The sequence below is a fragment of the Rhodovulum steppense genome, assembly GCF_004339675.1.
Classification (GTDB): Bacteria; Pseudomonadota; Alphaproteobacteria; order Rhodobacterales; family Rhodobacteraceae; genus Rhodovulum; species Rhodovulum steppense.
The window spans coordinates 156,757-175,070 of sequence record NZ_SLVM01000003.1; the positions used below are offsets into that span (position 1 = coordinate 156,757).

An 18,314-nucleotide genomic window follows, 5' to 3' on the forward strand; every position below is an offset into this window, starting at 1 on the left:
GGCCGTCACGCGGCCTGCGCGGCGGCGGGGCGCGGCCGCGGCCTGCCGGGGTCCAGCCCCAGCAGGTGGTCGAGCGAGGCCCGCCCCGGCCCGCCTGCGACGAGTGCCAACAGCGCGGCGGCCCAGAGGCCGTGGGTGATCCAGGCGCCGGGATAGACGAAGATCTGGATCACCGCCGTCATGGCCAGCAATCCCAGCGCCGAGAACCGGGTGAAAAGGCCGAGGATCAGCAGGACCGGCAGCACATGCTCGGCCAGGGTGGCCAGAACGGCGGCCAGTTCGTGCGGGATGACCGGAAGCGCGTATTCATGCTCGAACAGGAACCAGGTGGAGTCCCTGATCGAGAACAGCCCGTCGACCTTGGTGCGGCCCGATTGCAGGAAGACCATCGCCGGGAAGAGGCGCAGCCCGAGGACGACGAGATCATTCGGAACATGGGCAAGCGCCCGGTTCAGGCTGCGGATCAGGGGTTTCATCGTCGGTCCTCCCGGGGGTGATGAGGGCGCCCGCCTGCATCAGGCGGACGAGGATGGGCTGGGGGTCATGCGCGGGCTGGGCCGTGGCGGCACGGTGCGCGGCGGCGGTCAGCGGGGCGCCGGTGCGCAGGGCCTCGACCAGCGCGGCATCGCCCGGGCCGATGGCGGCGACCGGCACGTCGAAGCGGGTATCGCGCAGGATCAGGGCGGTCTCGGCCGCGGGGGGGAACGGGCCGCCTGGGTCGCGGCCGGGCTGGTTCGCGGCCCAGATCGACACCGCCGGATGGGCAAGCCGCAGCACCTGCACCGAGGGGTGAAGGCAGAGCCGCAGGCGGGACGGATCGGCCCCGGCCAGCGCCGCGGGCAGCAGGGGTGGCCGGTCGGCGGCATGGAAGGCAAGGCCGCGGGCATGCTCGATCCGGGCGATGTCGGCCAGGTAGGGATGGGCGGCCAGCGGCGGAAAGGTCTCCAGAAACCCGGGCAGGTCCGCGCCCCAGTCCAGCAGAACGGGCGAGCGCGGCCGGTGGGTTTCCGCGAAGACCCGGGCCATCGCGCGGAAGAAGTCTTCGCCCAGCAGCCGCCGGATCACCGGGAAGCGGGCGGCCAGCGCGTCGATCAGGCCGATGGCGACGTTGTTGCGGTAGACCGCGAAGCGGCGCGCGGCCTCGTCCGGCATCTTGGCGGTCAGGCCCGGCGGCAGTATGCCGTCCCGCAGCCCGGCGGCGAAGCGGGCGGTGAAGTCAGGATGCGCGGGCAAGGCCCTGCCCCCCGCCATCCAGGATCGCCTGCGCCCGGTCGGCCTCGGCGGCGAGCACGGGCCAGTCGGGCAGATCGTTGTCCCATTCGACCAGCGTGGGCCGGGGACCGATGCGCGCGATCACCTCGGCGTAAAGCGTCCAGACCGGGTCGGCGACGGGGCTGCCATGGGTGTCGATCAGCAGCGGGCCGGAGGGCAGATCCTCGCTGTCATGGCCGCCCAGATGGATCTCGCCCACCCGATCCATCGGGAAATCGGCCAGATAGGCCCGCGGATCGGTGCGGTGATTGCTGGCCGAGACGAAGACATTGTTGATGTCGAGCAACAGCCCGCAGCCGGTGCGGCGGCTTATCTCGGACAGGAAGTCGACCTCGGGGATCGTCGATTGCGCGAAGAGCACACAGGTCGCGGGGTTTTCCAGCAGCATGCGCCGCCCCAGCGCCTGTTGCACCGCGTCGACATGGTCGCAGACGATGGCCAGCGTTTCCCCGGTATAGGGCAGCGGCAGCAGGTCGTTGAGATACTCGGCCCCATGGCTTGACCAGGCGAGATGCTCGGAGAAGCTTTCGGGCTGGTAGCGGTCGATCAATGCCCGCAGGCGGGCGAGGTGATCGGCATCGAGCGGCCCCGCCCCGCCGATGGACAGCCCGACCCCGTGCAGCGAGATCGGAAAATCCGCGCGCAGGGCGGTCAGCTGGGCATGGGGCAGGCCGCCCGCGCCCATGTAGTTCTCGGCATGGACCTCGAAAAAGCCGATGCGGGCGGCGGTTTCGCGGATCGCCGCGAAATGCTGCGGCTTGAAGCCGACACCGGCGGCATTGGGGAGAACGGTCATCGCGGACCCTCGCGGCTGGGATGGCCGGGGCGGGCCTGTGACCCGCCCCGAAGGATCAGGACGGGATGTCGCGATCGAGCGGCTCCAGCGCGCCCATGCGATCGCCGGGCAATTCGATCTGGGTGCAGGTGCCGGTGGGCACCAGCGTCCAGGCATTGCCCTGGTAATCGACCCTGGACGTGCCGGCACAGGTCGTGCCGGGACCGGCCGCGCAGTCGTTCTGCCCGGCCAGTGACACACCGTAGCATTTTTCCATCTCCTGGGCATGGGCCGGAGCGGTTGCCATAACGCTCAGCGCACAGGCCAGCGATGCGCCAAGCCCGAGGGTCGGTTTCATGATGTCCATCTCTCTCTCCATGTCAGACCGGTTCGGGGCCATTCACGACCCACGCCGATCTGTCGGACGGGAGAGGCCGTCGTTACACCGCTCACGAAAGCGTGTCGCGACACCTGTCGGCGCCGACGCCCCCCCCGGAGGGGGAGGCAGGTCAGACATGCGCACATGATCGGTTTCCAGCAACCCGCGTGAGCCGCCTTTGGCAGATCGCGTCCGATGCCGGGTCGCCTGGGTTGCGGCCGCCCACCCGGCGCAATAGGCTCGTCTCATGACCAGCATCCCTTGCACCGCCGCGCCCGTCGTCTGGACGACCCCGGATCCTGATGCCCTTGTGCCGCGTTGGTCGCGCCTGAGCGGCCATCTTCGAAACATGCTGTTCGCGGCATGCCTGTCGCTGTCGGCGACGATGATCCTGCATGCGGAGGAGGCGCCGCAGGACTGGGTACCGGACGTGCTGGACTTCCCCGAAGATATCGAGGTTCTGACGGATCGGGCCATCGGCTCGACGCTGCGGATGTTCTCGTTCAGCACCGAGCAGGATGCCGAAGCGCTTATGGTCGCGTGGGAAGAGGCGCTGCGGGTGGCAGGCTACACGATCATCCAGACGCAGGGGGAAATGCTCGACGCGACGATCGAGTTTTCGGGGCAGGACATCGGCAACGCCAAGATCGTCCTGACACCGACGGCCGGGGACGAGCGCGCCGTCATCGAATTCGACGCCACGCTTCGATAACCGCCGAGAGGCGGCGCGGCCGGAGTCGACTGCGCCCGCCTCATGGCGGGCGCAGTGCCGTTCACCTGTTCGCCGGAGCTATCGCTCCAGCCTGTCGACGATCCGCGCGCTGAGTTCGGCGTCGACCTGCGCGATGGCCAGGATCTCGACATAGCGGTCTACGTCGATCCCAGGGGTTGCCTCCACCGCCTCGGTCTTCCTGACCTGGGCCGCTTCCTGAAGGCCCTCAAGCTCGGCCTCGTTGGTGGTCTGCGCCATCTGGGCGCCGTATTCCGCGTCGATGGCCAGCACGCTTTCATAGGCGGTGACGAAGGCATCTATCTCGTCGCCGGTCACATTCTCCGCGGAGGGGGTGGCCTGCTGCGCCTGCGCCACGGCCGCGACGGGCATGGCAATCCCCGTCAGGGTGGCAAGGGCAAGCGCGCTGACAGTCCTGGCAAGTTTCATGTGGTCCTCCTTGGTTTTCCGTTCGACACCGCGCGGCGATCCGCGCGGTGCCCCTGAACGTATGAACCTTGTCCTCGGAGACCAAATCGATGCGCAAGAAGATGCTGACCGGCCCGCGCGCCGTTCAGAACCGCCAGGTGACGCCGAAAAGCGGGCCGCTCATCGTGGCGTCGATGCGGGTTCCGCCGTCGCGGTAATCGACGCCGAGCGCGCGGTAGCCCGCCGACAGGAAGACCCGGTCGCTTAGCTGACGGTTCAGCGTCGCGACCACCTGGCCCGTGCGTTCGGACCCGACCCCGAAGCCACCGAAATCGCCGTAAAGAATGGCCGACCATTGCGGCGCGAGCGCGATATTGGCCCGCAGGGCGAGGACCGGATCCGTGAAACTGCGCGTCGGCGAGGCGGAGAGCCCTGCCAACGGCACATCGACCGATCCCTTGATCCGCCAGTGCCGCACCCCTGCGAGCAGGTCGACCGAGAGGCCGGGTTCGTCCACCGCCCTGACCCCGGCGGCCAGCGTCAGCGATGTCTGCTCGAGCTTGCCCCTGGCCGGGGCGCCGGGGGGAACCAGACCGCTGCGCGAACTGGCGGAATGGCTCAGATCGCCCAGCAGGACGAACCGGTCCCGCCGCGCGTAGCCCGATAGGAAAAACGCCGCGTCGAGATCCTCGAGAACTTCGGAAAAGGACGAGTCGAACGATATCGTGGGGGCGCCGCCAAATGGCGTGATGTCGCCGCCCACGCCCGCGGCCCAGGCATAGGGCGTGACCTGCCAGACCCAGTCGGGGCTTTCCTGTGCCGCGGCGGGGCCACAGGCCGCCGCCAGGAGTGCAGCCCACACGCCCTGCCCCACCCGTTTCGTGGTCATGCCAGCATGTCCTTGACGATCCGCCCGCCCTTGAGGATCAGGCGCAGCGAGGTTTCGGAGGTTTCGAGCCAGGCGAGATCGGTTTCCGGATCGCCCTCGATCACCAGCAGATCGGCCAGCGCATCCTTGCGGATCACGCCCAGGGCCCCGGCATAGGGCGCGCGGTCGCCCGAAAGGGCCAGCAGCGCGCCCGCCGCGCCGGTGGCCTTGTGCAGGGCTTCGAGCGGCGACATGAAGCGGGCGAACTTGGCCAGGTTGCGGCCCTGCAACGCGCCGCCCTGCGCGTTGAACAGGATGTCGGTGCCGAAGGCGACATTCACGCCATGCTTGCGCGCCAGATCGAAGGCGCGCACCGTGCCCTCGGCGACCTGCTGCTGCTTGGCGATCTGGCGGGGGTCGGTATAGGCGTTGGAATCCTCGTCGGCGAGGAAGGGCTGGATCGACCACCAGACGCCATTGTCGGCCATCATCCGAACGGTGTCCTCGTCCGCCAACTGGCCGTGCTCGATGGATCTCACGCCGGCGGCGATGGCCCGCCGGATGCCGGTCGAGGTGTAGACATGGGCGCAGACATAGGTGCCCCAATCCTCGGCCGCCTCGACCGCGGCGCGCATCTCGCGTTCGGTGTATTGCGTGGCGTCCAGCGGATCGTAGAGCGAGGCGACCCCGCCGCCCGCCATGATCTTGAGCTGGCTCGCCCCCTTCATCAGCTGTTCGCGCGCGGCGCGCAGGACCATGTCGGCGCCGTCGGCGATCTGCGCGACGCCCTGCCGTTCGATGTAATTCGCGGGCGTGTCGGGAAAGCGCGGCAACTCGTTCAGCAGGCGGAAATCGCCATGCCCGGCGGTCTGCGAGATCATCGCGCCCGAGGGGAAGATGCGCGGCCCGGCCACCACGCCGCGGTCGATCGCCAGTTTCAGCCCGAAGGCGGGACCGCCGACATCGCGCACGGTGGTAAAGCCGCGCATCAGCGTGGCACCCGCCTCGCGCCCGGCCATCAGGTGAACGAAGCCGATATCCTGCGTCAGCGCCACGATCTGGCTGACCGCGACCAGCGTCGCATGCCAATGCGCGTCGATCAGGCCGGGGATGACCGTGCGCCCGCCGCAATCGATCCGCTCTGCCTCCTGCGGGCCCTGGCCGATCGGCGGCAGGGCGGCGATCCGCTCGCCCGCGATCAGGATGTCGACGCCGTCGCGCAGCGCCAGCGTCTCGCCGTCGAAGAGGCGCAGATTGGTCAGCAGCAGCGGGCGGCCGGGCGTCTGGGCGCGGACCTCGCGCGGGGCAAGGCCGAAGCCTGCGAACATGCCCAGCACGGCCGCCGTGCCGCCGATCATCCGGCGCCGGTTGATGTCCGCCTCGATCCGGGCAAAGGCGGCCTGCGTCCCGGGCGCGCCGCAATGGCAGATATCGACGGGCGCGCGATCTGCCGGATCGACAGAGTGACAGACCTGGCACATGTTCGACCCCCGGCGACCTTTCCAAGCTTGAGTCTATGCGTCCCGGCCCGCGAGTCAACGCATGGAAAGCCCTGCACCGCAGGGCACAGGGCCGGTCAACGGGGCGCAAGGACCGTTCCCGGACTGGACATACTGCCCCATCATTCATCAAGGCGCGCAAGAATCGGGCAGAGTCGCTGACCTGGGGGCTCCGGCCGATTGTCCGGCTTGCCCGCATGCGGATCATATGGTGAAGTCTGGGAAAGGTTTATGGTCGGCAATCGGGCCCCGGCCCCCTGCGTGGGGGACTGGGGCTTTTTTAGTTCGGCCCGTCACGGAAAGGAACGGGTGCATGGCAACGGCAAGGATCGGATTGCTCTTCTCGACGACCGGCCCCTATTCGGCGCTCGGCCGGAGTGCGCTCGACGGCGCGTTGATGGCGGTCGCCGAGGTCAACGCGCGCAATGGCCTGACGCTTGTGCCGGTCTGCGCGGATCCGCGGGGCGTTCCGGCGGATTACGAGAGGCTGGCGGCAGAGCTGCTGGGCGAAGGCGCGTTGCGGCATATCGTGGGCGGCATCACGTCATGGTCGCGCAAGGACATGATCCCGGTGATGGAGCGGCATGGCGCGCTTCTGTGGTATCCCTGCCCCTATGAGGGGTTCGAGTGCAACGATCATGTCGTCTATCTCGGCGCCTGCCCGAACCAGCATCTGGTGCCGCTGATCGACCATGTGCTGCGCAAGGGGCATCGGCGGGCCTTTCTCGTCGGGTCGAACTATGTCTGGGGCTGGGAGACCCTGCGCGTCGCGCGGGAATGGGTCTCGGCCGGGCAAGGCGGCGAGGTCACGGGCGAACGCTACCTGCCGCTTGGCGATACCGCTTGCGGGCATCTGATCGAGGAGATCGCGGCGCAGCAACCCGACCTGATCGTCAACAGCCTGATCGGGCCGTCGAGCCACGCCTTCATGCAGGCGCTGTCGCGGCTGGATCTGCCGGGGGGGCGACCGCTGGTGGTCAGCGCCAACCAGACCGAGGCCGATCTGGACGCCCTCGGCCCTGCGGCGGACGGGATGCTGTCAATGGGGGCGTGGTTCGAAACGCTGGACGACCTGACCACGGTGGCATTCCGCAACCGCATCGCCGCGCATTACGGCGCGGAGTATCGTGCATCCTGCAACTTCGCCACGGCCTATACCGCGGTGCACCTGCTGGCCCGCGGGCTGGAGCGCGCAGGACGCGACGATCCGCGCGCGGTGTTCGCGGCGGTGGCGGGCAGCCCCGAGGACACGGTGCTGGGGCCGGTGACGATCGACCCGGTGACGCGGCATACCAGCCTGATCCCGCGCCTTGCCATGGCCGAGGCGGGCCGATTCCGGATCGTGGACGACCCGATGATCGCCGTTACGCCGGACCCCTATCTTGCCCGTGTCAGCGGCCCCGTGCCGCCCCACGCGACGCCAAGGCTGAGGATCGTGTCATGACCCCGCGGCTGGAACTGAATTTCGCAGGCCGCAGTGCCGTCGTGCTGCACCCGGCCGAAACCGTCCGGACCGAACTGGCCGCGCGCCTGGCCGCGCTTGGGGTGAGTGTCGCGGCCGACTGGCCCGCAAGCGGCGCCGTGGACCGGGCCGATTTCCTGTTCGTCGATGTGGACATGGGCCATGACGACCAGATCCCGTGGGAGCCGGGAACCGCGCCGATCCCGCTGATCGGGCTGGTGCGCTCCGAAAGCCCGGGGCGGCTTTCCTGGGCGCTGGGGCAGAATTGCGATGCCTTCCTGTCGCAGGCGGCGCTGGGGCTGGTCTACTCGACGCTGGTGATCGCGGCCGCCAAGTCGGCCGAGCGTCTGCGCGTGCGGCGCCGCGAGGAGGAAGCCGCGCGACGGGCGGGGATGCGCGACGTGCTGGTGCGGGCGGTTCTGGCGATCATGCAGGCCGAGGACGTGGAAGAGCTGGCCGCGCTCCGGCAGTTGCGTGCCTTCGCGATGGTCGAACGCATCGCGCTGGAAGATGCCGCGGCGCTTTACCTGAACGACCCGCGCCCCCGCCGCGCAGGGCAACCCCGATGACCGACGCCACCGCCGCAACGCCGCCGCGGGGGCAGGGTTCGGTTCTGGTCGCGCTGCTGCGGCGCCCCCGGTCCGCCTTCGGACTGATCGTGATCCTGACGATGGTCGGCGCGGCGGTCTTCGCGCCCTGGCTGATGCCCTATGACCCGAACGACCAGATGTTCGACGGCCTCAGCCTGGAGGGCGCGCCGCTGCCGCCCTCGTCGGAATTCTGGCTGGGCACCGACCTTCTGGGCCGCGACCTGTTCTCGCGGCTGATCCTCGGCGCGCAGACCTCGCTCATCATCGGGGTGCTGGCCAATGGCATCGCGGTGCTGCTGGGCGCGACGGTGGGCATCACGGCGGGGTATTTCGGCGGCTGGATCGGCGGCATCCTGATGCGGTTTACCGACCTGATGATGGCCTTTCCCGCGCTGTTGCTGGCCATCGTGCTGGCCGCGATCTTCAAGCCCTCGCTGCTGATCGTGGCGATGGTGATCGCGATGGTGAACTGGGTCCAGATGGCCCGCGTGATCTATACCGAGACCCGCAGCCTCGCGCAGCGCGAGTTCATCGAGGTGCAGCGCGCGATGGGCTCGTCCACCTTCCGCATCCTCGGCCGCCACATCCTGCCGCATCTGGTCTATTCGATCATCGTCTTCGGCACGCTGGGGATCTCGACCACCGTGCTGCTGGAGGCGACGCTGAGCTACCTCGGCGTCGGCGTCCAGCCGCCCACGCCCTCATGGGGCAACATCATCTACGAGAACCAGACCTATTTCGCCAACGCGCCCTGGCTGGTGTTCTTTCCCGGCCTTGCCATCGTGCTGCTGGCGCTGGCGTTCAACCTGTTGGGCGACGCGCTGCGCGACACGCTCGACCCGCGGCTGAAGGGGCGGCACTGATGTGGGCCTATGTCGTCCGTCGGCTGGGCGAGTCGCTGCTGATCCTGCTGGGGATCAGCGTGGTGACATTTGCCCTGCTCTACCTCGTGCCCGCCGATCCCGCGCGCCAGATTGCGGGCCGGTCCGCCACCGCCGAGACGGTGGCCAATATCCGCGCCCAGCTTGGCCTCGATCAGCCCTTCCACATCCAGTATGCGCGCTACCTGGGCAACCTGCTTCAGGGCGATCTGGGCCGGTCCTACCTGCAACGGACCGAGGTTTCGGAACTGATCGCGGCGCGGATGCCCGCCACGCTGTTGCTGATGGCAGCGGCGATCACGGTCGAACTGATCCTGGGGCTGACCATCGGCGTCATTGCCGCGCTCCGGCGCAATTCGGCGCTGGACCAGTCGCTGATGGTGTTTTCCTTCGTCACCATCTCGGCGCCGCAATTCGTGGTCGGCATCCTGCTGCTCTATGTCTTCGCGGTGCAACTGAACTGGTTTCCCATCGGCGGCTACGGCACCTTTGCCCATCTGGTGCTGCCCGCGATCACCATCGGGCTTCTGGGCACCGGCTGGTATTCGCGCATGATGCGCAGTTCCATGATCGACGTTCTGGCGCAGGATTTCGTGCGCACCGCGCGGGCCAAGGGGCTGGGCCGGATGCGCATCATCCTGCGCCATGTCGCCCCCAACGCGATCCTGCCCATCATCGCCATGATCGGCATCGACATCGGGCTGTTCATGTCCGGCATCGTGGTGGTCGAAAGCGTGTTCGGCTGGCCCGGTATCGGCCAGCTGGCCTGGCAGGCGATCCAGCGCGTGGACATTCCCATCATCATGGGGGTCACGCTGATTTCGGCCTGTTTCATCGTGCTGGGCAACCTCTTGGCGGACCTGATCGCCCCGCTGGTGGACCCGCGGATCAAGCTCAAATAACCAACAGGAGAGGAAGACCCATGAAAAAGACGCTTGCCACAAGCCTCCTTGCGCTGGGAACGGCCTTCGGCCCGGTTCAGGCGCAGGATTTCCTGGATGCCAAGCAGGGCGGCGCGATGATCGTCACCTACAAGGACGACGTCTCCACCCTTGATCCGGCCATCGGCTATGACTGGCAGAACTGGTCGATGATAAAGTCGCTGTTCGACGGGCTGATGGATTACGAGCCCGGCACCACCGAACTGAAAAAGGACCTGGCCGAGGATTACACCATCTCGGATGACGGGATGACCTATACCTTCACGCTGCGCCAGGGCGTCAAGTTCCACAATGGCCGCGAGATGACGGCCGAGGACGTGAAATATTCGCTCGACCGGGTGACCAATCCCGCGACGCAAAGCCCCGGCGCCGGGTTCTTCGGCTCGATCGCGGGTTATGACGCGATGGCCGCGGGCGAGGCCGACAGCCTGTCGGGCGTGACCGTGATCGACCCCTATACCGTGGAAATCAGGCTGTCGCGGCCCGATGCCACCTTCCTGCATGTGATGGCGATCAACTTCTCGTCCATCGTGCCGAAAGAGGTGGTCGAGGAGTTCGGCGAGGATTTCGGCAAGAACCCGGTCGGCACCGGCGCCTTCTATCTTGAAAACTGGACGCTGGGCCAGTCGCTGACCTTCGCCCGCAATACCGAGTACTGGAACGAGGGGCTGCCCAAGCTCGACAAGATCACCTTCGAGATCGGGCTGGAACCCATCGTCGCCCTTCTGCGGCTGCAACAGGGGCAGGCCGATATCCCCGGCGACGGCATCCCGCCCGCCAAGTTCCTGGAGGTGACGCAGGATCCGGCCTTCAAGGATCTGGTGATCGAGGGCGGGCAGTTGCATACCGGCTACATCACCATGAACGTCAACATGGCGCCCTTCGACAACGTCAAGGTGCGCCAGGCGGTGAACATGGCGATCAACAAGGACCGCGCCGTGCGCATCATCAACGGCCGCGCGGTGCCCGCCAACCAGCCGCTGCCGCCCACGATGCCGGGCTATGCGCCCGATTACGAGGGCTATCCCTACGACCCCGAGGCCGCCAGGGCGCTGCTGGCCGAGGCGGGCTTCCCCGACGGCTTCTCGACCGAGATGTACGTCTTCAACACCGACCCGAACCCGCGCATCGCGCAAAGCTTCCAGCAGGATCTGGCGGCCATCGGCATCCGTGCGGAAATCCGCAGCCTCGCACAGGCCAACGTGATCGCCGCGGGCGGCGAGCCGGACCAGGCGCCGATGATCTGGTCGGGCGGCATGGCCTGGATCGCCGACTTCCCCGACCCGTCCAACTTCTACGGGCCGATCCTGGGCTGCGACGGCGCGGTGCAGGGCGGCTGGAACTGGTCGTGGTACTGCAACGAGGACCTGGACGCCGCGGCCAATGCCGCCGACGCGATGACCGACCCCGCCGAGGCCGAGGCGCGCGAGGCCGCGTGGCGCGACATCTACCTCAAGATCATGGAGGATGCGCCCTGGGTGCCGGTGTTCAACGAACAGCGCTTCACCATGCGCTCGGCCCGTCTGGGCGGCCCCGACGCGATCTTCGTCGATCCGGTCCATGTGCCGGTGAACTACGACTTCGTGTATTCGACCGATGTGCAATAACTGCAATCACACGATCCACGGTCGTCATCATCATTTCGGGTGGGATCGGTCGATCCCCCCCGTCGCCACCGTGGCGCCCGGGGAATCGGTGCATTTCGAATGCGTCGATGCCTCGGGCGGGCAACTCGCGCAGGACAGCAGCGCCGCCGATCTGGCCAGCCTGTCCTTCGAGCGCGTCAACCCGGTCACCGGCCCCGTCCATGTGGACGGGGCCAGACCGGGCGACGTGCTGAAGATCACCATCGACGGCTTCACGCCGTCGGGCTGGGGCTGGACGGCGAACATCCCGGGCTTCGGCCTTCTGGCCGACCAGTTCCCCGAAGCGGCGCTGAACATCTGGTCCTATGATGCCGACACGCTGGCCCCGGCGCTTTACTGCGACGTGGCGCGCGTGCCGCTCAAACCCTTTGCCGGCACCATCGGCCTTGCCCCAGCCGAGGCCGGGCATCATTCCGTGGTGCCGCCAAGGCGGATGGGCGGCAACCTGGACATCCGCGACCTTGCCGCGGGCACGACCCTTTACCTCCCCGTCGAGGTCGAGGGCGCGCTGTTTTCCATCGGCGACACCCATGCCGCCCAGGGCGATGGCGAGGTCTGCGGCACCGCGATCGAAAGCCCGATGAACGTCTCGCTCACGCTCGACCTCATCAAGGACCAGCCGCTGAAATTCCCGCGCTTCACCACGCCGGGGCCGGTGACGCGGCATCTGGATGCCCGGGGCTACGAGGTGACGACCGGCATCGGCCCCGACCTGATGACCGGGGCGCGCGACGCGCTGGCGGCCATGGTCGACCTGATCTGCGCGCAGCACAAGCTGTCGCCGGTTCAGGCCTACATGCTGTGCTCGGTCTGCGGCGATCTGCGCATCTCCGAGATCGTGGACATGCCGAACTGGGTCGTCTCGTTCTACCTGCCGCGGATCGTCTTCGAATGAGCGAACCGGCCGCAACTCCCGGGCGCGGGGACGCGCCGCGCCCGGTCCTGACCGTCGAGGGGCTGACGATCCAGGTCGCCACCCCCGACGGCGCGCAGATCGTGGTCGAGGACCTGGGCTTCACCCTGAACCGGGGCGAGACGCTGTGCCTTGCGGGCGAATCCGGCTCGGGCAAGTCGATGACGGCGCTGGCGATCATGGGGCTTCTGCCGCAGCCCATGGCGCGGATCGCAAGGGGCTCGATCCGGCTGGCGGACGGCACCGAACTTGCAGGCCGGCGCGAGCGCGATTTCCGCGACATCCGCGCCAACCGGATTTCCATGATCTTCCAGGAGCCGATGACCTCGCTCAACCCGGTGATGACCATTGGCCGGCAACTGACCGAGGTGCTGCTGGAACACCGCGCCTGCCCCCGCGCCGAGGCGCCTGCCCGCGCGCTCGATCTGCTGCGCGACGTGCAGATCACCGATGCCGAGCGGCGGCTGAAACAATATCCGCATGAATTGTCGGGCGGCATGCGCCAGCGCGTGATGATCGCCATCGCGCTGGCCTGCAACCCCGAGATCCTGATCGCCGACGAACCCACCACCGCGCTGGACGTGACCGTGCAGGCCGAGGTGCTGGAACTGATCCGTGCCTTGCAGCGCGAACATGGCACCACCGTCCTGATGATCACCCATGACATGGGCGTGGTCGCCGAAATGGCCGACCGGGTGATCGTCATGCGCCACGGCCGCCAGGCAGAGGCCGCGCCGGTGCGCACCCTGTTTGCCGCGCCGCAGACCCCATATGCGCGGCAATTGCTGGCCGCCGTGCCGCGCCTTGGCCAGGCGCCCGCCCGCCCCGTGCCCGACCGCACCCGCGACGTGGTGGACGTGGCCGACCTGAGCGTGCGGTTCCCGATGCGGGGCGGCGTGCTGAACCGGGTCACCGCGCAGGTCCACGCGGTCGAGGGCGTCAGCTTCCGCATCAGCCCGGGCGAGACGCTGGCACTGGTGGGCGAATCCGGCTGCGGGAAATCGACCATCGGCCGGGCGCTGATGGGCCTTGTGCCGTGGCAGGGCAGCATCCGCATCGCGGGCCAGCAGATGGCCGGGCTCTCGCCCCGGGGGCTGAAACCGATCCGGCGCAACATCCAGATGGTGTTCCAGGATCCCGGCGCCTCGCTGGATGCCCGGATGAAGGTGGGCCGGCAGGTGGCCGAACCGCTGATCGTGCACGGGCTGGCAAGGGGCAGCGAACTGACCGACCGCGTCGAATGGCTGTTCCGCCGCGTCGGCCTGACCCCCGACCAGATGGACCGCTACCCGCACGAGTTTTCCGGCGGCCAGCGCCAGCGCATCTGCATCGCCCGCGCGCTGGCGCTGCGGCCCAGGGCCATCGTCGCCGATGAAAGCGTCTCGGCGCTGGACGTTTCGGTACAGGCGCAGGTGCTGGAGCTTCTGCGCGAATTGCAGCAGGAGGAGGGGCTGGCCTATCTGTTCATCAGCCATGACATGGCGGTGATCGAACAGGTCGCCGACCGCGTGGCGGTGATGAATCTCGGCCAGATCGTCGAGACCGGCGCGCGCGAACAGGTGCTGCGCGACCCCGCCCATCCCTATACGCGCCGCCTGTTGTCGGCCGTGCCCATCCCCGACCCCGAGCACATGCGCCCCCCCGTCCTGCCGCGCGAGGGCGAGGTCGGCTCGCCCGTCCGGCCGCTGGGCCAGCCCCCCGCGCGCAACGAGATGCACGAAATCGCCCCCGGCCACTGGGTCGCGCGCCCCGCAAAATCCCGCGCGGCCTGACCGCCGCCCTTTCAGGAGACCCCCATGAGCTGGAAGACCGCCTTTCGCTCCTTCTACTACGAAACCGCCGACGAGCCCGAGGATATCGTCCTGCCCCCCGCCGAAACGGCGCTTCTGGTGATCGACATCCAGAACACCTATCTCGAACCCAAGGACACGCCCGAGGAAAACACCCGCTGGCAGCCCTTCTTCGACCGGATGCGCGACGTGGTGATCCCGAACACCCGGCGCTTGCAGGACTGGGCGCGCGGGAACGGGATCGAGGTGATCCATGCCCGCATCGCCTGCCTGAAACAGGACGGGCGCGACCGCTCGCTGTCCCAGAAGAAACCCGGCTTCAACTACCTGCTTCTGCCCAAGGACCGCGCCGACAGCCAGATCGTGGACGAGGTCGGCCCGCGGGCGGACGAGATCGTGGTCACCAAGACCACCGACAGCGCGCTTACGGGGACCAACCTGCGGATGATCCTGCACAACATGGGCATCCGGCATGTGATCGTGGCGGGCATCTTCACCGATCAATGCGTCAGTTCCAGCGTGCGCAGCCTGGCCGACGAAAGCTTCAACGTCGTGGTGGTCGAGGATTGCTGTGCCGCCGCAACCGACGAATTGCACCGCCATGAACTCGCCGTCATCAACATGATCTACTGCCATGTCGTCAGCAGCGCCGAGGTCAGAGGCTTCCTTTTGCAGCAAGAGCCGGGCCGATCCTGAACGTGCCCGCCCGGAACATGCCACGAATGTCGGCGGTGCACGCGGGCGGCAGAAGAATAAGCAGGAGATCGAACAGCCCGTGTTTTCGACAAGATGTCCGTGGGAGCACATTCCCGCGAAACAGGTGCTTTGCACCGCAAAATCCCCGGATAGAAAAGGTTTTTCATTCATTTCCATATTGCCCCTTGAAAAGCCCTTGCCGAGTAATCAGGTGTTGGGGGCTGCGTTCTTCTCTTTCGAACCTCTGCTTCCGTTCACCCGGCTCTCAGTTGATCGATACGGACTGACCGTGCCGGGCTGTCGCATTCTGCGGGCAGCACCTGAACAGGAGACCACGGATATGGCCAATGGCACCGTGAAATGGTTCAATTCCACTAAAGGCTTCGGCTTCATCGAGCCCGCGACGGGCGGCAAGGACGTTTTCGTCCACATCTCTGCGGTCGAGCGCGCTGGTCTTACCGGCCTCGACGACAATCAGAAGGTGACCTTCGACGTTGAGTCTGGCCGCGACGGCCGCGAAAGCGCGAGCAACCTCGCCCTCGTCTGAGATCGGAGCGGCGAGGCGGCGACTCCGCTGCCTCCTGTCCATACAAGCCGAGCAAAACAAGGCGCCCTCCCGTTCGAACGGGAGGGCGCAGATCGTTCCGGGAAGACCGGATCACGGCCGATGGTTCGACGGGCCGTCGCCTCTTTTGGGCAAAGGACGAGGCACATGCGCACGAAAGACACCCTGTTCCGTTCGACATCGCAGGAAACCAAGGCGGACACCACGGCACGCGTAGCCCGGGAAATCATCCAATCCGAGGCCGAGGAACGCCAGAAGAAGACGGCCGCCCAGAGAGCTGCCCGCCTTGAGAGGGAAGCCGTGGACCGGGGTCTGGCCGAACCCCGCAAATCCAGCGCAGCCGCGCCAAAGCCGTGAAGTCCGACCTGCGGCTTGTTCGGGCTGCAATCGGCGTCCGCCTGCACCTTTCCTGACCCCTTGCGTCGGCCGGGCCTGCCCCGTTTCGGAACAGGCGATGTTTCCGGGTCAGGCGCCGTCCCGCGAAGAACGCGCGGCGGCGCGGGCTATCGGGGGGCCGACTGGGCCTGTATGGTGACAATATGCAGAATGACCCATCGCCTCCTCGTTCCGGGCACGCGGCATGCTGATACGCATCGGGTGCCGCCTGGATTTCGTGTTCTCGCAGCCGACGCCAATGATTGCGATGCTGAATGTGCATTGCGCGCGGTTCGACGACCTGGAACGCGCCGACAACCTCGTGACCTCGCCCAGCGTGCCGCTGGAAAGTTACAGGGACGGCTTTGGCAACTGGTGCACGCGGCTGGTGGCGCCGGTCGGCGAGTTCACCCTGTCGACCGACGGCCTCTTCCGCGATTCGGGCCTGCCCGATCCCGTCTCGCAGGACGCGGGGCAGCACGCGGTCCAGGACCTGCCGGTCGAGACACTCGTCTTCCTGCTGGGCAGCCGCTACTGCGATACCGACCTCCTGTCCGAGCAGGCATGGCAGTTGTTCGGGAGAACGCCCCCGGGGTGGGCGCGGGTGCAGGCGGTCTGCGATTTCGTGCACGACCATGTGACGTTCGATTACATGAAGGCGAACGCGACCCGGACCTCCTCGCAGACCCTCGCCCAGGGACAAGGCGTTTGCCGCGACTTCGCCCATCTCGCCATCGCACTCTGCCGCTGCCTGAACATCCCCGCCCGGTACTGCACCGGCTATCTCAGCGATGTCGGAGAACCCGAACCCCATCCGCCCGGGGATTTCGCGGCCTGGATAGAGGTGTTCCTGGACGGCCGGTGGTGGGTTTTCGACCCCCGCAACAACGCCCGGCGGACCGCCAGGATTCTCGTCGCGCGCGGCCGGGACGCGGCCGATGTACCCCTGACCCAGACCTTCGGCCCAAACATGCTGACGGATTTCCGCGTCTGGGCGGACGAGATCAGGACCGCTTGACGGCCCTCTGGCGACAGCGGGATCTCGTCGGATTTTCCGAACGGCCCGCCATCTCGGCCATGCCTTGCGCACGCGCGCATCGTGGGGAGCCTGGTCGATCTGCATCAAGCGGAGTTTCGGCCCCCACCCCCCGCATGACCGTCGCGCACGGGTCCGACGAAATCGGGTGAACGACCCCGGCCTGCCTGTCCGAAAGGCTGCCAGACCGTCAATTTGCTTCGTATTACTAACCTAAAAGCGGAACTAGAGGGCTGCTTCCTTGACACCGCACCCGGAGATTGCGAAGGTGTTTCGATTGAATGTCATGGAATGGCAGAAAGATGCAGATGGAATCTGCGGCCTTCCAGCCAGGTTCGCAGGCAGCAAATCATTTGATTTGCCTAAGCATATGGGCAGCCGTCGCCCGGCAGAACCACCCGACGGTTCGGGCCGCATCCGGCCCGTACGAAGGCAACCAGAGGAGAGATCCGATGAGAAAGTTTCACCGCCTTGTGGCGACCACGGCGCTTGGAGTCGCGCTGACGGCGACGGCCGCGCAGGCCGATACCTGGCGCTATGCGTTCGAAGAGGCCATGGACGAGGTGCAGGGCATCTTTGCCCAGAAGTTCAAGGCGGAGGTCGAGGCCAATTCCGACCACGAGATCCAGCTTTTCCCCTATGGCACGCTGGGCGAATCCGCCGACACCATGGAACAGGCGCAGGCCGGCATCCTGCATTTCGTGGACCAGTCCCCCGGTTTCACCGGCTCGCTCATCCCCGAGGCGCAGGTGTTCTTCGTGCCCTACCTGCTGCCGACCGATACCGAGACGCTGGCCAGTTTCTTCCGCAATTCCGAGGCGATCAACGGGATGTTCCCCGAGCTTTACGCCGAGCAGGGGCTGGAGCTTCTGACCATGTTCCCCGAGGGCGAGGTGGCGATCACCACCAAGGGGCCGTTCACGTCGCCCGAGGAGCTGAATGAGGTCAAGGTGCGCACCATGACCAACCCGCTGCTGGTGGAAAGCTACAAGGCCTTCGGCGCGACGCCCACGCCCCTGCCCTGGGGCGAGGTCTATGGCGCGTTGCAGACCAACATCATCCAGGGCCAGGAAAACCCGATGTTCTTCATCGAGTCGACCAAGATGTACGAGGTCACCGACCACGTCACGATGATCGGCCACAACAACTTCACTACCGCGGTCATGGCCAACAAGGACTTCTTCGACGGGCTGTCGGAGGAGGATCAGCAGGTGATCCGCAACGCCATCGACGTGGCCTTCGACCACATCATCGACTATCAGGACGGGCTGCACGAGGCCTCGATCGAGAAGATCAGGGCGGCCAAGCCCTCGATGACCTTCACCACGCTGACCGAGGAACAGCGCGCGCCCTTCAAGGAGGCCGCCCGGGAGGTCGAGGCGCGGTTCATCCAGATGACGGGCGAGCGTGGGCAGGCGATCCTCGAACAGATGAAAGAGGACCTCGCCGCGGCGCAGGAGGCGTCCTCGAGCTGATGACGGCCCCTGG

At 67.1% G+C, this 18,314-nt stretch carries 20 protein-coding genes; 13 read left to right on the forward strand and 7 right to left on the reverse strand.

Going from position 1 to position 18,314, the window contains the following annotated elements; genetic code table 11:
* Positions 1 to 5: 5 nt before the first annotated feature.
* Genes EV216_RS03075 through EV216_RS03090 form a run of 4 tightly spaced genes read right to left on the reverse strand, consistent with a single transcriptional unit; the run spans position 6 to position 2,414 of the window.
* Positions 6 to 476, reverse strand: coding sequence for a DoxX family protein (locus EV216_RS03075; RefSeq protein WP_132693594.1), 471 nt, complete (start codon positions 474 to 476; stop codon positions 6 to 8).
* Positions 424 to 1,233: an HvfC/BufC N-terminal domain-containing protein gene (locus tag EV216_RS03080; protein WP_165899122.1), complete on the reverse strand. Its 810-nt coding sequence runs from the start codon at positions 1,231 to 1,233 to the stop codon at positions 424 to 426. Before EV216_RS03080 ends, EV216_RS03075 begins: the two co-directional genes overlap by 53 nt.
* On the reverse strand, positions 1,217 to 2,068 hold the full coding sequence (gene bufB / locus EV216_RS03085; protein ID WP_132693596.1) for an MNIO family bufferin maturase: 852 nt from the start codon (positions 2,066 to 2,068) through the stop codon (positions 1,217 to 1,219). Before bufB ends, EV216_RS03080 begins: the two co-directional genes overlap by 17 nt.
* Before the next feature lie 55 nt (positions 2,069 to 2,123).
* Positions 2,124 to 2,414 carry a BufA1 family periplasmic bufferin-type metallophore gene (locus EV216_RS03090; protein ID WP_132693597.1) on the reverse strand — a complete coding sequence of 97 codons (291 nt, stop codon included), beginning with the start codon at positions 2,412 to 2,414 and terminating at the stop codon, positions 2,124 to 2,126.
* A gap of 259 nt (positions 2,415 to 2,673) precedes the next feature.
* Here EV216_RS03090 and EV216_RS03095 point away from each other — a divergent pair, with 259 nt between their 5' ends.
* Positions 2,674 to 3,138, forward strand: a complete 465-nt coding sequence (locus EV216_RS03095; RefSeq protein WP_165899123.1) for a hypothetical protein — start codon at positions 2,674 to 2,676, stop codon at positions 3,136 to 3,138.
* 78 nt (positions 3,139 to 3,216) lie between these two features.
* Here EV216_RS03095 and EV216_RS03100 read toward each other — a convergent pair whose 3' ends face one another.
* The 3 genes from EV216_RS03100 to EV216_RS03110 all read right to left on the reverse strand — a co-directional run bounded on the left by EV216_RS03100 (position 3,217) and on the right by EV216_RS03110 (position 5,913).
* Positions 3,217 to 3,585, reverse strand: coding sequence for a DUF4168 domain-containing protein (locus EV216_RS03100; RefSeq protein WP_132693599.1), 369 nt, complete (start codon positions 3,583 to 3,585; stop codon positions 3,217 to 3,219).
* Positions 3,586 to 3,709: 124 nt separating this feature from the next.
* Positions 3,710 to 4,453: a hypothetical protein gene (locus tag EV216_RS03105; RefSeq protein ID WP_132693600.1), complete on the reverse strand. Its 744-nt coding sequence runs from the start codon at positions 4,451 to 4,453 to the stop codon at positions 3,710 to 3,712.
* Positions 4,450 to 5,913 (reverse strand): metal-dependent hydrolase family protein, encoded by a 1,464-nt coding sequence (locus EV216_RS03110; protein WP_132693601.1) that lies wholly within the window; start codon positions 5,911 to 5,913, stop codon positions 4,450 to 4,452. The genes EV216_RS03105 and EV216_RS03110 overlap by 4 nt, the downstream gene beginning before the upstream one ends.
* A 331-nt stretch (positions 5,914 to 6,244) precedes the next feature.
* Here EV216_RS03110 and EV216_RS03115 point away from each other — a divergent pair, with 331 nt between their 5' ends.
* The 12 genes from EV216_RS03115 to EV216_RS03170 all read left to right on the forward strand — a co-directional run bounded on the left by EV216_RS03115 (position 6,245) and on the right by EV216_RS03170 (position 18,301).
* The gene (locus tag EV216_RS03115; protein ID WP_165899124.1) at positions 6,245 to 7,375 is read left to right on the forward strand and encodes a transporter substrate-binding protein; all 1,131 of its coding nucleotides are present in this window, start codon (positions 6,245 to 6,247) and stop codon (positions 7,373 to 7,375) included.
* Positions 7,372 to 7,962, forward strand: coding sequence for an ANTAR domain-containing protein (locus tag EV216_RS03120; RefSeq protein WP_132693603.1), 591 nt, complete (start codon positions 7,372 to 7,374; stop codon positions 7,960 to 7,962). The genes EV216_RS03115 and EV216_RS03120 overlap by 4 nt, the downstream gene beginning before the upstream one ends.
* A complete protein-coding gene (locus EV216_RS03125; protein WP_132693604.1) occupies positions 7,959 to 8,846 on the forward strand; it encodes an ABC transporter permease in 888 nt (295 codons plus the stop codon). The genes EV216_RS03120 and EV216_RS03125 overlap by 4 nt, the downstream gene beginning before the upstream one ends.
* On the forward strand, positions 8,846 to 9,766 hold the full coding sequence (locus tag EV216_RS03130) for an ABC transporter permease (protein ID WP_132693605.1): 921 nt from the start codon (positions 8,846 to 8,848) through the stop codon (positions 9,764 to 9,766). The genes EV216_RS03125 and EV216_RS03130 overlap by 1 nt, the downstream gene beginning before the upstream one ends.
* 20 nt (positions 9,767 to 9,786) lie before the next feature.
* Positions 9,787 to 11,412, forward strand: coding sequence for an ABC transporter substrate-binding protein (locus EV216_RS03135; RefSeq protein ID WP_132693606.1), 1,626 nt, complete (start codon positions 9,787 to 9,789; stop codon positions 11,410 to 11,412).
* A complete protein-coding gene (locus EV216_RS03140) occupies positions 11,402 to 12,346 on the forward strand; it encodes an acetamidase/formamidase family protein (RefSeq protein ID WP_132693607.1) in 945 nt (314 codons plus the stop codon). The genes EV216_RS03135 and EV216_RS03140 overlap by 11 nt, the downstream gene beginning before the upstream one ends.
* Positions 12,343 to 14,136 carry an ABC transporter ATP-binding protein gene (locus tag EV216_RS03145; RefSeq protein WP_132693608.1) on the forward strand — a complete coding sequence of 598 codons (1,794 nt, stop codon included), beginning with the start codon at positions 12,343 to 12,345 and terminating at the stop codon, positions 14,134 to 14,136. The genes EV216_RS03140 and EV216_RS03145 overlap by 4 nt, the downstream gene beginning before the upstream one ends.
* A 24-nt stretch (positions 14,137 to 14,160) precedes the next feature.
* Positions 14,161 to 14,850 carry a cysteine hydrolase family protein gene (locus EV216_RS03150; protein WP_132693609.1) on the forward strand — a complete coding sequence of 230 codons (690 nt, stop codon included), beginning with the start codon at positions 14,161 to 14,163 and terminating at the stop codon, positions 14,848 to 14,850.
* 340 nt (positions 14,851 to 15,190) lie between these two features.
* Positions 15,191 to 15,397 (forward strand): cold-shock protein, encoded by a 207-nt coding sequence (locus EV216_RS03155; protein WP_132693660.1) that lies wholly within the window; start codon positions 15,191 to 15,193, stop codon positions 15,395 to 15,397.
* A 165-nt stretch (positions 15,398 to 15,562) separates the two neighbouring features.
* On the forward strand, positions 15,563 to 15,772 hold the full coding sequence (locus EV216_RS03160; RefSeq protein WP_132693610.1) for a hypothetical protein: 210 nt from the start codon (positions 15,563 to 15,565) through the stop codon (positions 15,770 to 15,772).
* Between the two features lie 223 nt (positions 15,773 to 15,995).
* Entirely contained in the window at positions 15,996 to 16,808 is an 813-nt protein-coding gene (locus tag EV216_RS03165; RefSeq protein WP_132693611.1) for a transglutaminase-like domain-containing protein, read from the forward strand.
* Positions 16,809 to 17,278: 470 nt separating this feature from the next.
* Positions 17,279 to 18,301 carry a TRAP transporter substrate-binding protein gene (locus EV216_RS03170; protein WP_132693612.1) on the forward strand — a complete coding sequence of 341 codons (1,023 nt, stop codon included), beginning with the start codon at positions 17,279 to 17,281 and terminating at the stop codon, positions 18,299 to 18,301.
* Positions 18,302 to 18,314: the final 13 nt, after the last annotated feature.